The organism is Algoriphagus formosus (assembly GCF_002807035.1).
Classification (GTDB): domain Bacteria; phylum Bacteroidota; class Bacteroidia; order Cytophagales; family Cyclobacteriaceae; genus Algoriphagus; species Algoriphagus formosus.
The window spans coordinates 831,248-847,689 of record NZ_NIUC01000002.1 but is presented as its reverse complement, the minus strand read 5'-3'; the positions used below and the strand labels follow the sequence as shown (position 1 = coordinate 847,689).

Below are 16,442 nucleotides of genomic sequence, written 5' to 3'. Positions count from 1 at the left end.
ATCAAATCACATGAAAAAAATACTCCTGGCTTTTTTGATGTTTTCCTTGGCTTTCGAAGCCTTCCCTCAGACTAGTGTGGGTTTTCGGGCTGGATACACCTCTTCGTCATACTCTTATCAGCCGGCAGCCAATTTTCGATCACAAAGCACAGAGAGTGTTGTCAGACCTACTTTTGCGCTTGTTGTGGAGCATTTCACCTCCAAAAATGCCGGGATAGAAATGAACCTGCAATGGATCACTTTGGGCTTTCGACAGATCAATGAAAATGCCGTGACCCTTCCCGAAAATCGGACAGAGTTTGACTACCTGAAAGTGCCCTTTTTTGCCTCATTTTATGCGGGTAGATCAGGTAGGTTTCAAATAAAAATCGGGCCTCACTTGGGTTTTCTAGTTAATGCAAGAGATGTGCAGCGGGAATTCACCAGTGCTGCGACTCCTGAGATCCCCACCTATGGCGGGCCGGAAGATCGACCCAATCGTTTTATGTACGGCTTAAATGCAGGCGTTGGAATTTCTAAGCTTTTTGGGAAAAGCACCCTCGCGGTGGAATTCCGATTTGCCTATGACTTCACTAATCCGGAGGGGCAGGATCGAATTTTTGATATGAATTCCACCAATTTGGAGCTTTCCTTGGCATATCTCTTCCGAGTCAGAGAAAATCCTTAAGAAATCAGTCGCCCGCTGTCATATTTTTCGTAAAGTCTACGATTACAAGATGAAGATGAACCACAGCGAGCTAGAAAACATACTCAAAAACCATCATCGGGAAGCCTATCTCTGGGCCCGTCAATGCTGTGGCTTTGAGGATGAGCTAGCTAAGGACGTCTTGCAGATTTGTTATTTGAAGATTTTGGAGGGTAAGGCACGCCTCCAACAGGTTGAAAAAGTAAAACCCTGGTTATTTTCGGTGATTCGCTTTACCGCTATCGACGAACTCCGAAAGAAAGGAAATTGGGTGGCATTACAAGAAAATTATGATTTGGAGGATGAGCCGACTGAAAATGAAGAGGAGCTGGATTACCAGAAACTACTTATGCAGCTTTCACCCATGCAGCGGGAAGTCATGTTGATGGTCTTTTACCACCAATTGACAATCGCCGAAAGCGCCGAAGTCCTTCAAGTAAGCCTAGGCTCCGCACGCACACACTACGATCGCGGAAAAAAGAGACTGAAAGAATTAATCGTAAAATCTCAAAACTTGGAATATGATGGAAAATGATCAACTGATTGAAAACTTTTTCTCAGACATGAAAAAGCAGGATCAAAATATCCGAATTCCCGAATTTCCAGAGACGAAGGTACGAAGCTTCAATTGGTGGATTCCTAGTGGAATTGCGGCCACTTTGCTCTTGGGCGGTTTTCTATTGACCCAACAGGAGCCGGTCGCAGAAGCACCTTCTGAGGTGATTATCATTTCCCTTCAAGAAAATGAAAATAACGAGCAGGAATTTACCATCGAGGAAAAAGCTTACATCGACGTCTGGGAATCCAGTACATCCTCCTTACTCACAGAATTCTAAGCTAAACCAACTAATGTTATGAAATCGCTATTAATTACCGCCCTTTTCCTGCTTTCGTCCCTGACGATGGCTCAGGACATTTTCAAAAAGAACTTATACTCTGCTGACCAAATCATGGAAGCAAGAGAAAAGATCAACCTGACAGATGCCCAAGCCACAAAAATCAAAAAAATCCATGCAGAGAACGCCGGGGAATTCTCCACGCTCAAATGGGACTTGGATGCAACCAATACTGAGCTTGAAAAGCTCCTTGAGCAAAGGCCAATAGATCAAACAAAGGTCCTAACAGTCTTGGATATGATTCTAAAGTATGAGGCGCAATTGAAGAGAAAGCAACTTAGCACCTTGGTTGCCATCAAAAATGAATTGACTGAAGAGCAAATAGAAAAATTGGGTGAATCCACGAGACTCTATGGATTCAGGAGTTCTGGCTCAGGAGGTGCTTCAAGTACGCTAGGTGTCTCAAGCCTTCGCTCCGGTCAAAAGGTAGTGATTGGTTATCCTTCTTCTTCTTCAACTTTTTCTACTACTAACCCATCCTCTAAAGTAGATATAGTGGTAGCGGGAAGCGAGGATGGGAATCAGCCGCTATTCGTCATCAAATCTGATGATGGAACTATAGAGAAATCATCCATGGAGCAGTTGGATATCAACCCAAAAGACATTGAAAGTATCAATGTGCTGAAAGATAAAGGCGCTACCTCCTTGTATGGTGAGAAAGGAAAAAATGGCGTAATCATCATCACCTTGAAGAAAGGCGCGAAAGCAAAAATAAAGTAATTGATTATGGTCTGAGATAGATAAGAGGAGACCCCTTTGGAGTCTCCTTTTTTTCGTTTAACCCGGATTATGCATTAGAATCTGTAGTGAGAGATCAAACCGCAATAAAATCAAGCATTTAGCGAATAAAGCATAGCACCGCTACGGTGATTGAGCTAAATGCAGCAAAGCGATTGATTTTGAAGCGGTTTGGACTCGTAATAAGAAGTCTAATGCATATTTCGGGTTTAGTTCATTCCCATATAATCTACTACAAAGTAGCTCATGACCCGTAAGCCAAGAATGAATCCGCTTTCGTCAATGTAGAAATCGGGAGTATGATGCGACGGCGTTTTGGTTGGGTCTCCCCCTTTTTTCATACCTCCCAAAGAGATAAATAGACCAGGTTTCTCTCGCTGATAAAAGCTGAAATCCTCAGCCCCGGTAATTAGCGGATTGGTTAGTACGTTGCCATCACCTGCGGCTGCCAAAATAGTAGGACCCATCATTTCAGTTAGCGCTGGATCATTGATGGTGGAGGGGTACATTTTTCGGATTTTGACATCTGCTTTTGCGCCAGCACTTTCAGCGATATGAGTGGCTATTTCGGTGATTCGTTTGTGAACTAGTGCTTGCTGGTCATCTCCAAAAGTCCGGATAGTTCCGATCATATCTACTTTTTCGGGGATGATATTATGTCTGATGCCCCCGTGGATTGCGCCTACTGTCACGATAGCCGGAGCCTCGGTGATATTCACATTCCGCGCGATAATGGTCTGGAATCCATTGATGATTTGGGCAGAGGTGACGATGGGGTCTACGCCTGACCAGGGAGAAGCTCCATGAGCTTGGGTGCCGTGCACAGTGATTTCTAGCTCATCCACACCAGCTAGAGCTGGACCGGATCGATAGCCGATTTTTCCCACTTCCATTTGTGATCCGATGTGCAAGCCAAATACGGCATCCACGTCCTCCATGACTCCTTCTTCGACCATTTGCTTGGCTCCCCAGGAGTCCACTCCCGGTTCGTTGATTCCTTCCTCAGCGGGTTGGAATAGGAATTTGACATTTCCTGCAAGGTCTTCTTTCATTCCAGCGAGAATTTCTGCTACGCCCATCAGGATAGCCACGTGGGTGTCATGGCCACAGGCATGCATGACGCCAGTTTCCTGACCATTGTAAGTAGTGGTCACGGTGGATTTGAAAGGTAAGTCTACCCGCTCAGTCACAGGTAGTGCATCCATGTCCGCCCGAAGCGCTACCGTTGGGCCTGGTTTTCCTCCTCGAAGGACTCCGACTACTCCGGTCACTGCTACCTCTTCTGTGACCTCGATACCCAGACTACGGAGGTGATCTGCAACTTTCTTAGCAGTTCTAAATTCCTGGTTCCCTAATTCTGGATTTTGGTGAATATCCCGTCTCCATTCGATGACCTTATCTTCGATTTCAGCCGCTCTTTGATCAATGTCAGATCTGAGTTTAGACTGGGAAAATGCCACTCCGCTAATCAAAAACAGGGCAATGGTTAATTTATTCATTATAAAATTTGGTTGATGGTTTCGAAGCAAGTTATTTATTTCAAGGCAATAATGTTTCAGGGCTTTGAAAAAATACCTTTTCATCGAACCAAAAGTCCAAAATCTGTTTTACTCTTATCTAAACAAATTGAATCATGGATATTAAAAATAAAGTTGCCGTAGTAACAGGCGTCAGCAAAGGAATAGGGCTGGAAGTCGTTAAGATCTTACTGGAAAAAGGAAGCATCGTCGCAGGATGGGGAAGAAATGAGCCGGATTTGGATCATGAGAATTTTCACTTTTTCAAGTGTGATGTAGCCCAAGAGGCCTCAGTAGATGCTGCCTTCAGAAAGACTACTGAGAAGTTGGGAAAAGATATTCGAATATTGATCAATAATGCCGGTTTTGGAATAGCAGGACCTACCGAGACTTTTTCTTCTGAGGACTGGCGGGCCATGTTTGATACCAATGTGCATGGGATATTTTACACAACCAAACGCTTGATTCCCGCAATGAAACAAGCCGATGAAGGCCATATTATCAATGTGGCTTCCATTGCCGGATTAAACGGAGTCAATCAGTTTGCCGGATACGTGGGTACCAAGCACGCGGTGCGAGGGATTTCCCATTCCTTGTATATGGAGTTGCGGGACTTTGGTATCAAGGTGTCTACCATCTATCCGGGATCAGTGCAGACCAATTTCTTTGATGAAATACCCGGGATGAATGCGCATGAAAATATGATGCGGCCGGTGGATGTAGCCACGACCATCGTACAGACGCTAGAAACACATCCCAATTACTTTGTGGCAGATGTGGAATGCAGACCCCTTCGGCCCAAAGGAAAGAAATAAGCGATCAAAATTTTTATTGACCCGGCTTCCAAGCTCGGGTCATTTCTTTTTTACCCGGAGGTCCTGGAGGAGATTCTACTTCTAACCCTAGATCACGAAGATCTCGTTTGAGTTGACCTTTTGCACTGTAGGTGGTGAAAAGTCCGCCGGGACGCATGCTGTTGGTCACTTTTTCCAGCATGTCTTTTTCCCAAAGCTCCGGTTGCTTGCTTGGCGCAAAAGCATCAAAAAATACGACATCCGAAGGATAGAGTTGTGCCTCTTCCAAGGATACTTGATCTTTCTTGAAATTGAAGTATTCAGAAAGAGGCCCACCTTCATTCCAAGCTGCCTTGTGCAGAGCCTCAAAGTATTTATGGTAATGCCAGATGGCATCATTCTGATGAATGAAATTCAATTGGGAATACACTTCTTCCGAAAGAGGAAAAGGCTCAATCGTATGGTAAAGGACAGGTATTTGATACTGTTCTGCCCACACGAGCGTCAGCCAGGCATTCAAGCCCGTACCAAAACCCACTTCAAATACTCGAAGTGGATATCGGTTAGGATTAATGGCGAGCCAAGAGTCCAAGCCGTAGAGTAAAAAAACATGGAGTGATTCACGATAGGCCCCATGAAAACTGTGATAGGTCTCTTTCAAACCCTCATGATATAGGGAGTGAGAGCCATCTTCGGTAGTTATGATTTTTACTTTGTCGCTCATACTTTATAAATCAAAGCTGCACAATAGGCTGACACACCTTCTTCTCTTCCTACAAAACCCAACCATTCGGTCGTAGTGGCTTTGATGGAAATAGCTGATTCTTCCAAAGCCATGACTTCTGCCAAGCAAGTTTTCATTGCAGGGATATGTGGATTGATTTTAGGGTTTTGAAGGCAGATGGTTGTGTCCAGATTCCCAATTTCAAAACCTTCCTTTCGGATCAGTTCCATCACTTCCTTCAGGAGGATTTTACTGTCGATTCCTTTGAATTTTGGGTCTTTGTCCGAAAAGTGATAGCCGATGTCCCGCATGTTGGCTGCACCTAGCAGGGCATCACAGATCACATGAATAAGTACATCTGCATCAGAATGTCCCACTGCGCCTTTGGTATGGGGAACTTTGATCCCTCCTAACCAAAAGTCCTGATCAGCCTTGAGCTGATGTACATCGTATCCAAATCCTATTCGAAAGGGAGTCATGATATTTCTTTTTGATAATGTAAAACACTAGATTTTTCAGGTCGGAGTAGTCGATTTGCCCAATCCATCACCTGATCTGTTCCGATGGATGATTTGCGATCAAACTCATCCCAATAAAGATCGGGATGGCCCATATTTGCATACATGGCAAGATTCATCATTCGATTGATCAGCTGAATAGACTCGTAGGTTTTCATGGCCTCTCCTTGATTCTTTATCTTTTGAAGACTATGATCGTCTATTCCTTGTTTGAGAAAATCAGCTAAAAATTCATCCAATATAGCCTCTCCCTCTTCGCTGCTGGAACTTGGATCCATCCGAGTACTAAATACCAATAAGCCGGGATCTTGACTTCCCAAAATATAAGCTCCGGCGGAGGCAATTTCTTTTCGGCCTTTTACCAGCTTTTGCTCCATGGGGGATGACTTTCCAAATCCCAGATAGTCGGTGATCAGATCTGCTTCTAAGTAGCCATCTTCTCCTTTGCCTGGCATTTTATAGGTTTTGTAGAGCACATCGGTAGGCACATTTGCTTGGAAAGTTAGTGTCCGGCGCTCTTTTTGCTCTTTTTCTTTCGTGGATTCTAAGCGAGCTTGAGCCGAGGCCGGTATGGATCCAAACCATTTTTCTGCCAACTTCAGCACTTCTTTAGAATCCACACCTCCCCCGACAGCTAAGATGGCTCGATTAGGAGCGTAGTGTGTTTTGTAAAAATCCCAAACATCCTCCTCGGTGTAGTTGACGATATCTTCGGTGGTTTCTCCGATAGTTGGCCAACGGTAAGGATGAGAATGGAAGGCCAAAGGACGGAGTAGATGCCAGGTATTTCCGTAGGGCTGATTGAGATAGCGCTGCTTGAATTCCTCCAAGACTACCTTCCGCTGCGTTTCGATGGTTTTTTCCACCAACGTGAGCTGCAACATGCGATCAGACTCTAGCCAAAAAGCTGTTTCCAAATTGCTGGATGGCAGTGTCATGTAGTAATTGGTGATGTCAGGGCTGGTAAAAGCATTGCAATTACCGCCTACCCGCTCGAGTGCCCGGTCAAAAACCGGTACATTTTTCGAGCTACCAAACATCAAATGCTCAAAAAAGTGCGCCAGACCGGTTTTTCCGGGTATTTCATCTTTTGAACCTACCTTATACAGGAGATTAAAAACAGCTATTTTGGAATTTGGGTCCGGATGAATAATTACTTCCAGTCCGTTGTCGAGAAAATGTCTTTCGTATCGAAATCTCATGGAAAGCAAAGCTACGCTTTTTTGAATTTTTTTGGTTTCAAATTACAACAGTCAAAAAGGGGATTTGATTTGGAATATTTATTTATCGCCAAAAGATTTCCGCTTATGTAAGTCTCCATGGATTTTCATAAAAAAGCCGAACTTTGAATGAATATCAGTAGTTTGCTATCGAAAATCCACCATTCATCATCCATGGAGTATCACTGTATTGACCTGCGAAAGACGAATCAATTTTCTGATTTTTTTCTTGACTACATTGAAGGAAAAGCGGAGCTAAGACCTTTTTACAATCATTTACCAAAAATCGAGAGCTTCCAAAAAGCAATCGAACAAAAGCATTTCTCTGATACACATCGTCAAGTTTTATGCGATACTTTGACTGCACAGTATTCCGAAATCGAACTTTTTGAAGAGGAAAAATTACAGCTTCAGAAAATGGCTGATTCCAAAACCTTCACGGTGACCACAGGTCATCAGATGAATCTCTACACAGGGCCGCTATACTTTATTTACAAAATCGTCAGTACCATTCGCTTGGCCGAAAAACTCCGGGAAGCATATCCTGATTACCATTTTGTGCCGATTTACTGGATGGCGACAGAAGATCATGATTTTGATGAAATCAACTATTTCAAGCTGGATGGGAAAAAATATCAATGGAATACCAACCAAAGCGGTGCCGTTGGAAATTTTGAGCTAGATGCGAGTTTCAAGGAATTTGCTAAGACTGTTCCATTTGCAGCGGATGTGTTCAAGGATGCCTATGGTTCTTCCAAGACCCTGAAGGAAGCCGTCCGCAAGTATGTACATGAGCTTTTTGGGAGAAAGGGCTTATTAATTGTGGATGCCCAAGAGGCAAGTTTCAAGTCGCTTTTCAAGGAGGTAATACGGGAAGATTTATTTTCTCACACGCCCCATAAGGAAGCTGTTTTGAAAACCGAGTCGTTGGAATCTTTGGGTTATGGCGGACAGATTTTTCCTCGAGAGATCAACTTCTTTTACTTGGATGAAGGAGTCCGGGAGCGAATTGAGCAGCAAGGGGATGAATATGTGGTGCTGAATACCGAATTGAGATTTTCCAGATCTGAGATCGAGCGACTCATCGAGGAGCATCCGGAGCGTTTTAGTCCCAATGTAGTCCTGCGCCCATTGTATCAGGAGACCATTTTACCAAACCTTGCCTACTTGGGTGGGCCTTCCGAGACAGTCTATTGGCTGCAATTGAAGGGAGTGTTTGATCATTTCAAAGTTCCGGTTCCAGTTCTTTTACCTCGAAATTTTGCACTTGTGCTAGAGCCACTTTTTGAGAAAAAACTGAAACAATTGGAATGGGAAGTGGAGGATCTATTCCAGGACTTTGATGGGTGGAAGAAATCATTTGTGGCCAAGCACGCATCGATTGATGTGAGTTTGGAAAATGAGCGAACTACCCTTGCATCGCTTTATGAAGAGAAGGGAAAGGAAGCTAAAAGTCTTGAGAAGAGCTTGGAGCAGTCATTTGAAGCGGCAAAAGTGCGCTCTCTGAAAATTCTCGATCAAATGAGCCGTAAACTTCGAAAAGCAGAAGAGAGAAGACAGCATATTTCTCTTGAGCGGGCGAGGGCAATTTTGGATTATGCCGCCCCAGGCGGTACCCCGCAAGAGCGAGTGGTGAATATGATGCAGTTTTACTTAGCTGATGATGAGTTTTTGGAGAAGCTTTACAAAGCCTTTGATCCGCTCGACTATTCCATGATTGTGATTGAATTATGATTCCTGCCAAGGAGTATATCAGGGAAAAATATAAAAAGAAGCGAGCTGTACTGAGCGATCAGGATAAAATGGATCTTGATCAGAAAATTACAGAACGAACGATTGACTGGTTGAAGACCAGGGATTTTCCGAAAAAGGTTCATCTTTTTCTACCAATCGAAAAACAGAAGGAAGTGGATACCTTTCCTTTGCTTGAATGGTTTTGGGAGAATGGATGGGATGTTTATTCATCAAAAATCAGTTCTGAAAGTCTCGATATGGAGACTATTTTTTTAGAGCCTAATACTTCTTTTACAACATCAACTTGGGGAATCCCCTTTCCAAATGATTACCAGGAGGTGGAGGTTCAGGAATTCTCTTTGATATTTCTTCCACTCTTGGCTTATGATAGGTCAGGCTATCGAATTGGTTTTGGGAAAGGGTATTATGATAAATTTCTGGCAGACATTGACTTCGATCCGGTAAAAGTAGGCTTAAGCTACTTTACCCCAGAGCAGTCATTGCCTTATGAGAGTCATGATATTCCTTTGGATTTTTGCATAACTCCTGAAAAAATCTTTACATTTTGATCATTATAAAAGAGGAGATGAAAAAAGCACTTTTGATTTTTGGTTTCAGCTTCGTATTGATTTGCCCTGCATTTTCGCAAGTTGGCAGCTATAATACTATGGTGGGGGTTACCGGAGGCACTAATGTCGGAGGTACAGTGAAGCAGTTTATTTCAGAAACTGGGGCAGTTGACCTATTGGTTTATAATCGATGGAAAGGCTGGGTGGCAGCCGTACTTTACGAGCATCACTGGGATATTCGAGAGTTTGAGGGTTTAGAGTGGTATGTAGGAGCGGGCGCGCATTATGGGATTTGGAAAGATGGCAAAGGAGAACCACCCTGGGTTTATAAAATTGATCGAGATTACAATGTCTTTGGGGTAGATGCGATAGTGGGTTTAGAGTATAATATTAACCGAAGTAACTTCTATGTAGGCTTATATTGGAAGCCTGCTTATAATTTTACAGACTTTACAAAGTTATGGGAAGATGAAGCAGCCTTGACTCTGAGATATTCTCTTTAAAATTTCGATTTTTGATAAAAAAATAAACTGACTTTTGTGGATTCAGCAAAAAATCTAATGTTTCTCAAAAGAATTAGACCCAGAATTTGATTTTTTTTAAATTTTTGAATCTTTTTTTTGTTTCAAATATAGCGATCAGAATTTTATTTTAATTCTTAGAGAATTGGGGTGTAAAAGTTCTTAAAAATTCAGATTGACAAAAATCAATGAAATTTTTTCCCTGATTTTCAGCAGTAAATTTTTATTTAATTATTCGAAAAAATTGCTTTGGCCAAATATTGTTTTGCGAATGTTAAATAATTTGAGTGAAACAGTTAAAATTTCTTAATACTGGGCTTTGATCCAAATAATCATCTTTTTAAGCCGTGCAAACCAAATTTTTACCGTTCATTCTGCTTTTTTTCTCAATAATTATAAAAATCTAATAAATGATTAGATATTTCAATTGATTAAATTATAAATATAAATATTCTAATAAATAAATATGTCTTTTTAATATATTTTTCAAAATTTCGAAATTTTGAAATTCCACAGAAAGGAATTTTCTTTACACATCAACTAAACTAAACACCTTATGAGAAAAGCTTTACTCTTTGTTGTTGCGCTTTTCACCATGACCCTCAGCTATGAGGTGTCGGCGCAGCAGCGGGTAATTACCGGACAGGTAATTTCCGACGAAGATGGACTTGGCTTGCCAGGTGCAACCGTTCTCGTGAAGGGTACAACAGTGGGTACTACCACCGATTTGGATGGTAATTATTCCATTAGTGTCCCAGATGGAGGTACGGTTCTGATTTTCTCCTTCGTAGGTCTAGAAACGAAGGAAGAGGTCATTGGCAACCGATCCGTAATTAATGTGACGCTCACTACTGATGCCGAACAACTATCCGAAGTGGTAGTAACGGCGATTGGTATCGAGCGTGAGAAAAAGGCCTTGGGTTATGCGGTTACCTCTGTAGGTAATGAGCAACTCGAAAACAGACCTGAGCAAGACGTAGCACGTGTATTGCAAGGAAAAGTACCGGGAGTGAATATCACTTCTACTAACGGTATGTCTGGTTCGGGTACTAACATGGTAATCCGAGGTTATTCGTCTGCGACTGGTTCTAACCAGCCTTTGTTCGTAGTAGATGGTGTTCCTTTCAACACCAGCACCAACGCCCAAAACGGGTTTACAACAGGTGGTGCAACTACTTCATCTCGATTCTTGGATATTGACCCTAACAACATTGAGAACATCTCCGTGTTGAAAGGTCTTTCTGCTACCGTACTTTACGGTGACCAAGGTCGAAATGGTGTAATCTTGATCACTACCAAGTCAGGTGCTTCTAAAAGAAGAGCTGCTGAAGTGACTATCAATCAATCTGTATTTACCAATGAGGCAGCTTCATTACCTACTTATGGAACGATCTACGGTAATGGATTCCAGCAAGCTCCGGGATTCTTCTTCTCCAACTTTGGACCAAGAATGGATGAGGGAAGAACTGTAAATCACCCATATGCTACTTCATCTGTTCAGGCAGTTCGAGAAGCATTCCCTGAGTTTTGGGAAGGTGGTATTGTAGGTGGAACTCCTGTACAGTATGAGTACAAGGCATATGCTGATCCTTCTGAAGTTTTCTTCCGCACTGGTTTGATTTCTAATACCTCTGTGCAGGTAGCTGGTGGATCAGATCGTACAAGCTTCAATGCTAGCTTTGGCTATACTGATGAGGAAGGGTTTACTCCTGGAAACAACTTGAAGAAGTACAACTTTGGATTGGGTATCAATTCAGCTGTGAACGATAAATTGACTGTTAAGTCATCCTTTACATTTGCTATTACAGACTTGGAGTCACCTCCAGTAAACGCAGCATTTGGTTCTGGACCTTCTGGCGGTATTCCTTCTGCATTTGCGCACGTATTGTATACGCCACGTTCAGTTGATTTGGGAGGTCTTCCTTTCGAAAATCCAATCGATCGTAGTTCTGTATACTATCGTGGTGGTAATGATATCGTCAATCCTTTGTGGTTGGTTAGATACTATCAGAATACTTCTGATGTAAACAGATTCTTCAACTCTACTTCCGTAATCTATGATATCAACGATGATTTCTCGATTACTTACCGAATTGGTTTGGATACCTATACTGAATTGCAAGAGCTTAAGTATAACAGAGGAGGACCATCTGCATCTTTGGCGACAACTTCTGGCTACTACAGATCTTCTAACATTCAGAATACTATCTGGAACCAGGATTTGATCATCAACTGGAAAAAGCAATTCTCTGATAAATTCGGAATGAGTGCTTTGATCGGTGGTAACTCCCGATATGACTCTTATTCTCAGAATGGAGTAGCTTCTCAAGGTCAATTGGCTTTTGGATTGTTCAGACACTCAAACTTTACGCAGTCGTCTTCTAACGATGCATACAGTGGAGCTAATTTGAACTTCACAGAGGAAGAGCGTAGAATGGGGGTTTATGCCAACGTAACTTTGGATTATGACAGCTACCTATTCGTAAACCTTTCTGCTCGTAATGACTGGACCTCTACTGTAGAGCCAGAAAATCGTAGAATTCTTTATCCTGGAGCGTCAGTATCTTTCCTTCCTGGAACTGCATTCAACTGGAATAGCAGCACAGTGAATGATTTGAAATTGCGTTTGGGATATGGTACTTCTGCCGGTTTCCCTCGTCCATACAGAACTCGAAATGTATTGGTGCAAAGTGCACGTGCATTTGATAGAGACGGTTCAGTTACTCAAACTCACTCAGTAGCCAATACATTGGGTAATCCTAACTTGAAGCCTGAGCTTCATGAGGAAGTAGAATTTGGTGTGGAAGGTGTCATGTTCAACAACAAATTGACATTCGATCTTTCCCTTTATCAGAAGAATACAAGAGATTTGATTACTCAATCTCCAATTGACCCTGCAACTGGATTTACTTCCACTGCAATTAACATTGGTAAGATTCGTACTCGAGGTATTGAATTCCAAGCTACTGTGAATCCTGTATCTACTGCTTCAGGATTCAACTGGAACTCTACTATCAACTGGGGTCTTTACAGATCTGTAACAGTTGAATTGGGCGGAGGTCTAGAAGAAGTACTTGTAGCTGGATTTACCACACTTGGTAACTTTGCGATTCCAGGAGAGCCTTTCAACATTATAAAAGGTCTAGGATTTGATCGTGATGAGCAGACTGGAGAGCCAATCATTCTTTCAAATGGATTGCACAAGCCAGCAGCTGATCTGCAAGTATTGGGTGATCCAAACCCAGCTTGGACTGGATCTTGGATTAACTCATTCTCCTTTAAAGGATTTACTTTAAGCGCCATGATGGAATACCGTCACAAAGGTGCTGTGTTCTCCAACACTGTAACAGCTACTTTAGCTCGAGGTGTGACGAAGGATCCAGTAGCTGATAGAGAGTTGACTTTCATCATGCCAGGTGTGAAAGAGGATGGTACTCCTAACGATATCCAGATTACTGCATCTGACTACTTCTTTGCAGGATATCAAGGTGCTACTGATGAGCCAAACGTATTCGATGGATCTATGATTCGATTGAGAGAAGTTTCCTTGGGTTATGAAATTCCTATGAATTTGATGGCTAAGACTCCTTTCAAGAGAGCATCTATCGCATTGAGCGGTACCAACCTTTGGTTCCTTGCGCTTAACTTCCCACCAAACATGAACTACGATGTAGACGTGTTGGGAACTGGTGTAGGTAATGGTTTGGGCTTTGACTTTGTAACAGGTCCTAGCTCCAGAAGATTTGGTGGAACTGTAACGCTTACATTCTAATCCCAAAACTGAAGAATTATGAAAAGAATATTATATACAGTGATGTTGGGAGCAAGTATGCTAGTTGCAACCTCATCATGTGATTTAGATTTGTTGGATGACCCGAATGCAGTTACCGCTTCTACTGCGGATCCTAACTTCATTCTGAACAGAATCCAACTTGATTATGAAAACCTCTTCAACACGATTGGAGATGATGGAATGCGTCTTACCCGAATTATCAATCAGGGTTCCGCGCAGTATGAAGGTGCATATACCCCTGTGACTACTAATGGTTATTGGAGTAATGCTTATGCCAATATCCTTCAGGATATTGCATTTCTAGAGCCTCTAGCTGTAGAAGCTGAATTTGAGAGACATCTTGGTATTTCCAAGACTATCAAAGCAATGGTTCTCTTCCACTTGGTAGACTCTTATGGCGATGTGCCTTTCTCTCAAGCATTGGATCCTAACGAATTTAATCCTGCAGTAGATTCAGGAGAGTCTGTTTATGACGCTGCTTTTGCAGCTTTGAACGAAGCAGAAGCTCATTTTACTGCTCAGGGAAGTGCTGGTGCTCCAAATGACTACTTCTATGGAAGAAACTATACCAAATGGGTAAGACTTGTCAACACTCTAAAGTTGCGATATTTCTTAAACAGAAAATTGGTTGATCCTTCTGGTGCTACTGCTGGTATTAATGCTTTGATCGCAGCAGATAATTTCTTGAAAGCAGGAGATGATTTCGTATTCCAGTTTGGAACTACTCAAGCGGATCCGGATTCTCGTCATCCAAGATTTGCTGGTCAGTATACCTCAGGTGGTGGTGACTATCAGTCTACCTACTATATGTGGCACTTGACTGAGCAAAAAGGATTCGATGATCCTCGTGCTAGATTTTATTTCTATCGCCAAGTTTTGGCTAACTCTACTAATCCAGACGAAATTGAGTGTATTACTCAGCTTCCTCCAGCACACTACCTAGTCGGTGGATTTATCTACTGTCTTCCTGGTGAGCGTGGATATTGGGGACGTGACCACTTGGATCCTGATGGTATTCCACCAGATGGTTTGAAGCGTACTGCATGGGGAGTATATCCAGCAGGTGGTCGATTTGACGATAATTCAGCTACTCCAGTAAACGATCCTTCTTTGGGAGCTCAGGGTGCTGGTATTCAGCCAATCATGTTAGCTGCATATGTTGACTTTATGTTGGCAGAAGCTGCTTTGACGCTAGGAACTACAGGAAATGCTAAGGATTACTTGCTATCAGGTATCGAAAAGCACATGAACTATGTGGTTAACTGGAGTCTTGGTACAGCCCAAGCAGGAGCAATTAATTCATTCTTCGATGAGGAAGGAATCGATATTGATCAAAATATCACGAATTATCTTTCTTATGTATCGAATGAATACGATGGTTTGTCTTCTGGTGATGATCGTATGGATGTAATTGGACGTGAGTATTGGTTGTCTCTATTCGGAAACGGTATCGAGTCATACAATCTTTACAGAAGAACAGGAAAGCCTGATAATATGCAACCAGGTCTGGAAGCAAATCCAGGTGTATTCCCAAGATCTTTCTTCTATCCTAACAACTACATGGTAACCAATACCAGTGCAGTTCAGAAGGCAGATCAGTCTGTACAGGTGTTCTGGGATACTAATCCTGCTGGTAACGCTTGGGTTTATTAACCGAAAAATTTGAAAAATATGAAAATGTTAAAATATAGTTTCGGCCTTTTCTTAAGTGCACTGGTCTTCTTTAGCTCTTGTAGAGACTTTGTGGAGCCTAATGTGCCTTATTCAGAGTTCGATACGGGTGCTTACTTGCGTACAATTGCAAGAACCAGCACAACCTTTAACTTCTTTGATCTACAAAATTCCAGTTTCGCTTTGACTCTGGAGGCTGTAGACATCGAGGATGGAGGTACGGTAGAAAACGTGGAAATCCGCGTTAGACACAGAAGATTGATCCCAGGTGTAGGTTTGGAGTATACTCCTGCTGAAGATGTTTTGGTAAGAACATTGGATAAGAGTGAGTTTCAGCCAAACTCTGAATCTCGTTTCTTGAGAGTTACTTTCGAGATTCCTGCATTGGATGCTATTCAGGCAGTAGGATTGACTCCTGCTGATATTGAAGGAGCAGATGTATTTGAGTTCCGTTTGGTATTGAATGATCGTTTTGGTAGAAGTTTCTCTACTGATAACGTAACCACCAACGTAGCAGGTGCTCCTTTCTATGCATCTCCATTCCAGTACAACGTAAGCGTAATCTGTCCATCTGATTTGGGCGGTACTTATGAGTTTGAGCAGTCTAACATGGAATCTATTTATGGTTCTTGCGCTGGTACTATTACCGGTACAACTACTTGGACTCCGGTATCATCTACTCCAGGTGCATATACTGTTACAGACGGTACTTTCGGATTCTGGGATTGCTACGGTGATTCATGGGGAAGTGGTAATGTAAGAATCAGTGATGCTTGCGGTACGCTTTCTATGTCAGGAGCTGATAAATATGGTGCTTCATACAGTATGACTGTGGTAAGTGCTGATGCTGACAACCTTGTTTTCCAATGGTTAAATTCCGATGGAGAAACAGGTTTGGTAACAGTTAAATCAAATGATGGCAAACCTTGGCCTCAGTTGAGATAAGTTCTAAATAATTGAAAAATAGCGGTATGAAAATACCGCTATTTTTTTCTCTATGTATATTTGAATAAACGAATATACGGTTTTTTAATATCGTTTATAAAGGCTAGTTTTGTTGAG

The 16,442-nt window shown here is 42.3% G+C and carries 15 protein-coding genes; 11 read left to right on the top strand and 4 right to left on the bottom strand.

What is annotated here, in order from left to right; translation table 11 throughout:
* Nucleotides 1-10 precede the first annotated feature (10 nt).
* The 4 genes from CDH51_RS09845 to CDH51_RS20190 are packed head-to-tail and all read left to right on the top strand — an operon-like array spanning nucleotide 11 to nucleotide 2,301.
* A complete protein-coding gene (locus CDH51_RS09845; protein ID WP_100628434.1) occupies nucleotides 11-667 on the top strand; it encodes an outer membrane beta-barrel protein in 657 nt (218 codons plus the stop codon).
* A 49-nt stretch (nucleotides 668-716) separates the two neighbouring features.
* Complete coding sequence (locus tag CDH51_RS09840) at nucleotides 717-1,220, top strand: RNA polymerase sigma factor (protein WP_232724788.1); 504 nt, start codon at nucleotides 717-719, stop codon at nucleotides 1,218-1,220.
* A complete protein-coding gene (locus CDH51_RS09835; protein ID WP_100628433.1) occupies nucleotides 1,207-1,521 on the top strand; it encodes a hypothetical protein in 315 nt (104 codons plus the stop codon). Before CDH51_RS09840 ends, CDH51_RS09835 begins: the two co-directional genes overlap by 14 nt.
* Nucleotides 1,522-1,539: 18 nt before the next feature.
* A complete protein-coding gene (locus CDH51_RS20190) occupies nucleotides 1,540-2,301 on the top strand; it encodes a Spy/CpxP family protein refolding chaperone (protein WP_198514293.1) in 762 nt (253 codons plus the stop codon).
* A gap of 227 nt (nucleotides 2,302-2,528) precedes the next feature.
* Here CDH51_RS20190 and CDH51_RS09825 read toward each other — a convergent pair whose 3' ends face one another.
* Complete coding sequence (locus tag CDH51_RS09825; RefSeq protein ID WP_100629402.1) at nucleotides 2,529-3,818, bottom strand: amidohydrolase; 1,290 nt, start codon at nucleotides 3,816-3,818, stop codon at nucleotides 2,529-2,531.
* A gap of 134 nt (nucleotides 3,819-3,952) precedes the next feature.
* Here CDH51_RS09825 and CDH51_RS09820 point away from each other — a divergent pair, with 134 nt between their 5' ends.
* A complete protein-coding gene (locus tag CDH51_RS09820; RefSeq protein ID WP_100628431.1) occupies nucleotides 3,953-4,651 on the top strand; it encodes an SDR family oxidoreductase in 699 nt (232 codons plus the stop codon).
* Nucleotides 4,652-4,664: 13 nt separating this feature from the next.
* On the opposite strand, the gene mnmD is transcribed toward CDH51_RS09820, so the two are convergent.
* From mnmD to CDH51_RS09805, 3 genes are read right to left on the bottom strand one after another with little or no spacing between them, the layout of a single operon-like run.
* Nucleotides 4,665-5,354 (bottom strand): tRNA (5-methylaminomethyl-2-thiouridine)(34)-methyltransferase MnmD, encoded by a 690-nt coding sequence (gene mnmD / locus CDH51_RS09815; RefSeq protein WP_100628430.1) that lies wholly within the window; start codon nucleotides 5,352-5,354, stop codon nucleotides 4,665-4,667.
* Nucleotides 5,351-5,833, bottom strand: a complete 483-nt coding sequence (gene ispF, locus CDH51_RS09810) for a 2-C-methyl-D-erythritol 2,4-cyclodiphosphate synthase (protein WP_100628429.1) — start codon at nucleotides 5,831-5,833, stop codon at nucleotides 5,351-5,353. Before ispF ends, mnmD begins: the two co-directional genes overlap by 4 nt.
* Nucleotides 5,830-7,074: a M16 family metallopeptidase gene (locus tag CDH51_RS09805; RefSeq protein WP_100628428.1), complete on the bottom strand. Its 1,245-nt coding sequence runs from the start codon at nucleotides 7,072-7,074 to the stop codon at nucleotides 5,830-5,832. Before CDH51_RS09805 ends, ispF begins: the two co-directional genes overlap by 4 nt.
* Before the next feature lie 147 nt (nucleotides 7,075-7,221).
* On the opposite strand from CDH51_RS09805, the gene bshC reads away from it, so the two are divergent.
* The 6 genes from bshC (at nucleotide 7,222) to CDH51_RS09775 (ending at nucleotide 16,325) form a co-directional block, all read left to right on the top strand.
* A complete protein-coding gene (gene bshC / locus CDH51_RS09800; protein WP_232724787.1) occupies nucleotides 7,222-8,826 on the top strand; it encodes a bacillithiol biosynthesis cysteine-adding enzyme BshC in 1,605 nt (534 codons plus the stop codon).
* Nucleotides 8,823-9,395 (top strand): 5-formyltetrahydrofolate cyclo-ligase, encoded by a 573-nt coding sequence (locus CDH51_RS09795; protein WP_100628427.1) that lies wholly within the window; start codon nucleotides 8,823-8,825, stop codon nucleotides 9,393-9,395. The genes bshC and CDH51_RS09795 overlap by 4 nt, the downstream gene beginning before the upstream one ends.
* Complete coding sequence (locus CDH51_RS09790; RefSeq protein WP_100628426.1) at nucleotides 9,392-9,898, top strand: hypothetical protein; 507 nt, start codon at nucleotides 9,392-9,394, stop codon at nucleotides 9,896-9,898. Before CDH51_RS09795 ends, CDH51_RS09790 begins: the two co-directional genes overlap by 4 nt.
* A 574-nt stretch (nucleotides 9,899-10,472) precedes the next feature.
* Nucleotides 10,473-13,688: a SusC/RagA family TonB-linked outer membrane protein gene (locus CDH51_RS09785; protein WP_100628425.1), complete on the top strand. Its 3,216-nt coding sequence runs from the start codon at nucleotides 10,473-10,475 to the stop codon at nucleotides 13,686-13,688.
* An 18-nt stretch (nucleotides 13,689-13,706) separates the two neighbouring features.
* Nucleotides 13,707-15,362 carry a SusD/RagB family nutrient-binding outer membrane lipoprotein gene (locus CDH51_RS09780; RefSeq protein ID WP_100628424.1) on the top strand — a complete coding sequence of 552 codons (1,656 nt, stop codon included), beginning with the start codon at nucleotides 13,707-13,709 and terminating at the stop codon, nucleotides 15,360-15,362.
* A gap of 18 nt (nucleotides 15,363-15,380) precedes the next feature.
* Nucleotides 15,381-16,325, top strand: a complete 945-nt coding sequence (locus CDH51_RS09775; protein ID WP_100628423.1) for a hypothetical protein — start codon at nucleotides 15,381-15,383, stop codon at nucleotides 16,323-16,325.
* Nucleotides 16,326-16,442: the final 117 nt, after the last annotated feature.

Bases quoted from the DNA above. Each gene is read 5' to 3' on its own strand.
- CDH51_RS09825 (WP_100629402.1), bottom strand. From the start codon at position 3,818: ATGAATAAATTAACCATTGCCCTGTTTTTGATTAGCGGAGTGGCATTT.
- CDH51_RS09785 (WP_100628425.1), top strand. From the start codon at position 10,473: ATGAGAAAAGCTTTACTCTTTGTTGTTGCGCTTTTCACCATGACCCTC.
- CDH51_RS09780 (WP_100628424.1), top strand. From the start codon at position 13,707: ATGAAAAGAATATTATATACAGTGATGTTGGGAGCAAGTATGCTAGTT.
- CDH51_RS09840 (WP_232724788.1), top strand. From the start codon at position 717: ATGAAGATGAACCACAGCGAGCTAGAAAACATACTCAAAAACCATCAT.
- CDH51_RS09845 (WP_100628434.1), top strand. From the start codon at position 11: ATGAAAAAAATACTCCTGGCTTTTTTGATGTTTTCCTTGGCTTTCGAA.
- CDH51_RS09775 (WP_100628423.1), top strand. From the start codon at position 15,381: ATGAAAATGTTAAAATATAGTTTCGGCCTTTTCTTAAGTGCACTGGTC.
- CDH51_RS09820 (WP_100628431.1), top strand. From the start codon at position 3,953: ATGGATATTAAAAATAAAGTTGCCGTAGTAACAGGCGTCAGCAAAGGA.
- ispF (WP_100628429.1), bottom strand. From the start codon at position 5,833: ATGACTCCCTTTCGAATAGGATTTGGATACGATGTACATCAGCTCAAG.
- bshC (WP_232724787.1), top strand. From the start codon at position 7,222: ATGAATATCAGTAGTTTGCTATCGAAAATCCACCATTCATCATCCATG.
- CDH51_RS20190 (WP_198514293.1), top strand. From the start codon at position 1,540: ATGAAATCGCTATTAATTACCGCCCTTTTCCTGCTTTCGTCCCTGACG.
- CDH51_RS09805 (WP_100628428.1), bottom strand. From the start codon at position 7,074: ATGAGATTTCGATACGAAAGACATTTTCTCGACAACGGACTGGAAGTA.
- CDH51_RS09795 (WP_100628427.1), top strand. From the start codon at position 8,823: ATGATTCCTGCCAAGGAGTATATCAGGGAAAAATATAAAAAGAAGCGA.
- CDH51_RS09835 (WP_100628433.1), top strand. From the start codon at position 1,207: ATGATGGAAAATGATCAACTGATTGAAAACTTTTTCTCAGACATGAAA.
- mnmD (WP_100628430.1), bottom strand. From the start codon at position 5,354: ATGAGCGACAAAGTAAAAATCATAACTACCGAAGATGGCTCTCACTCC.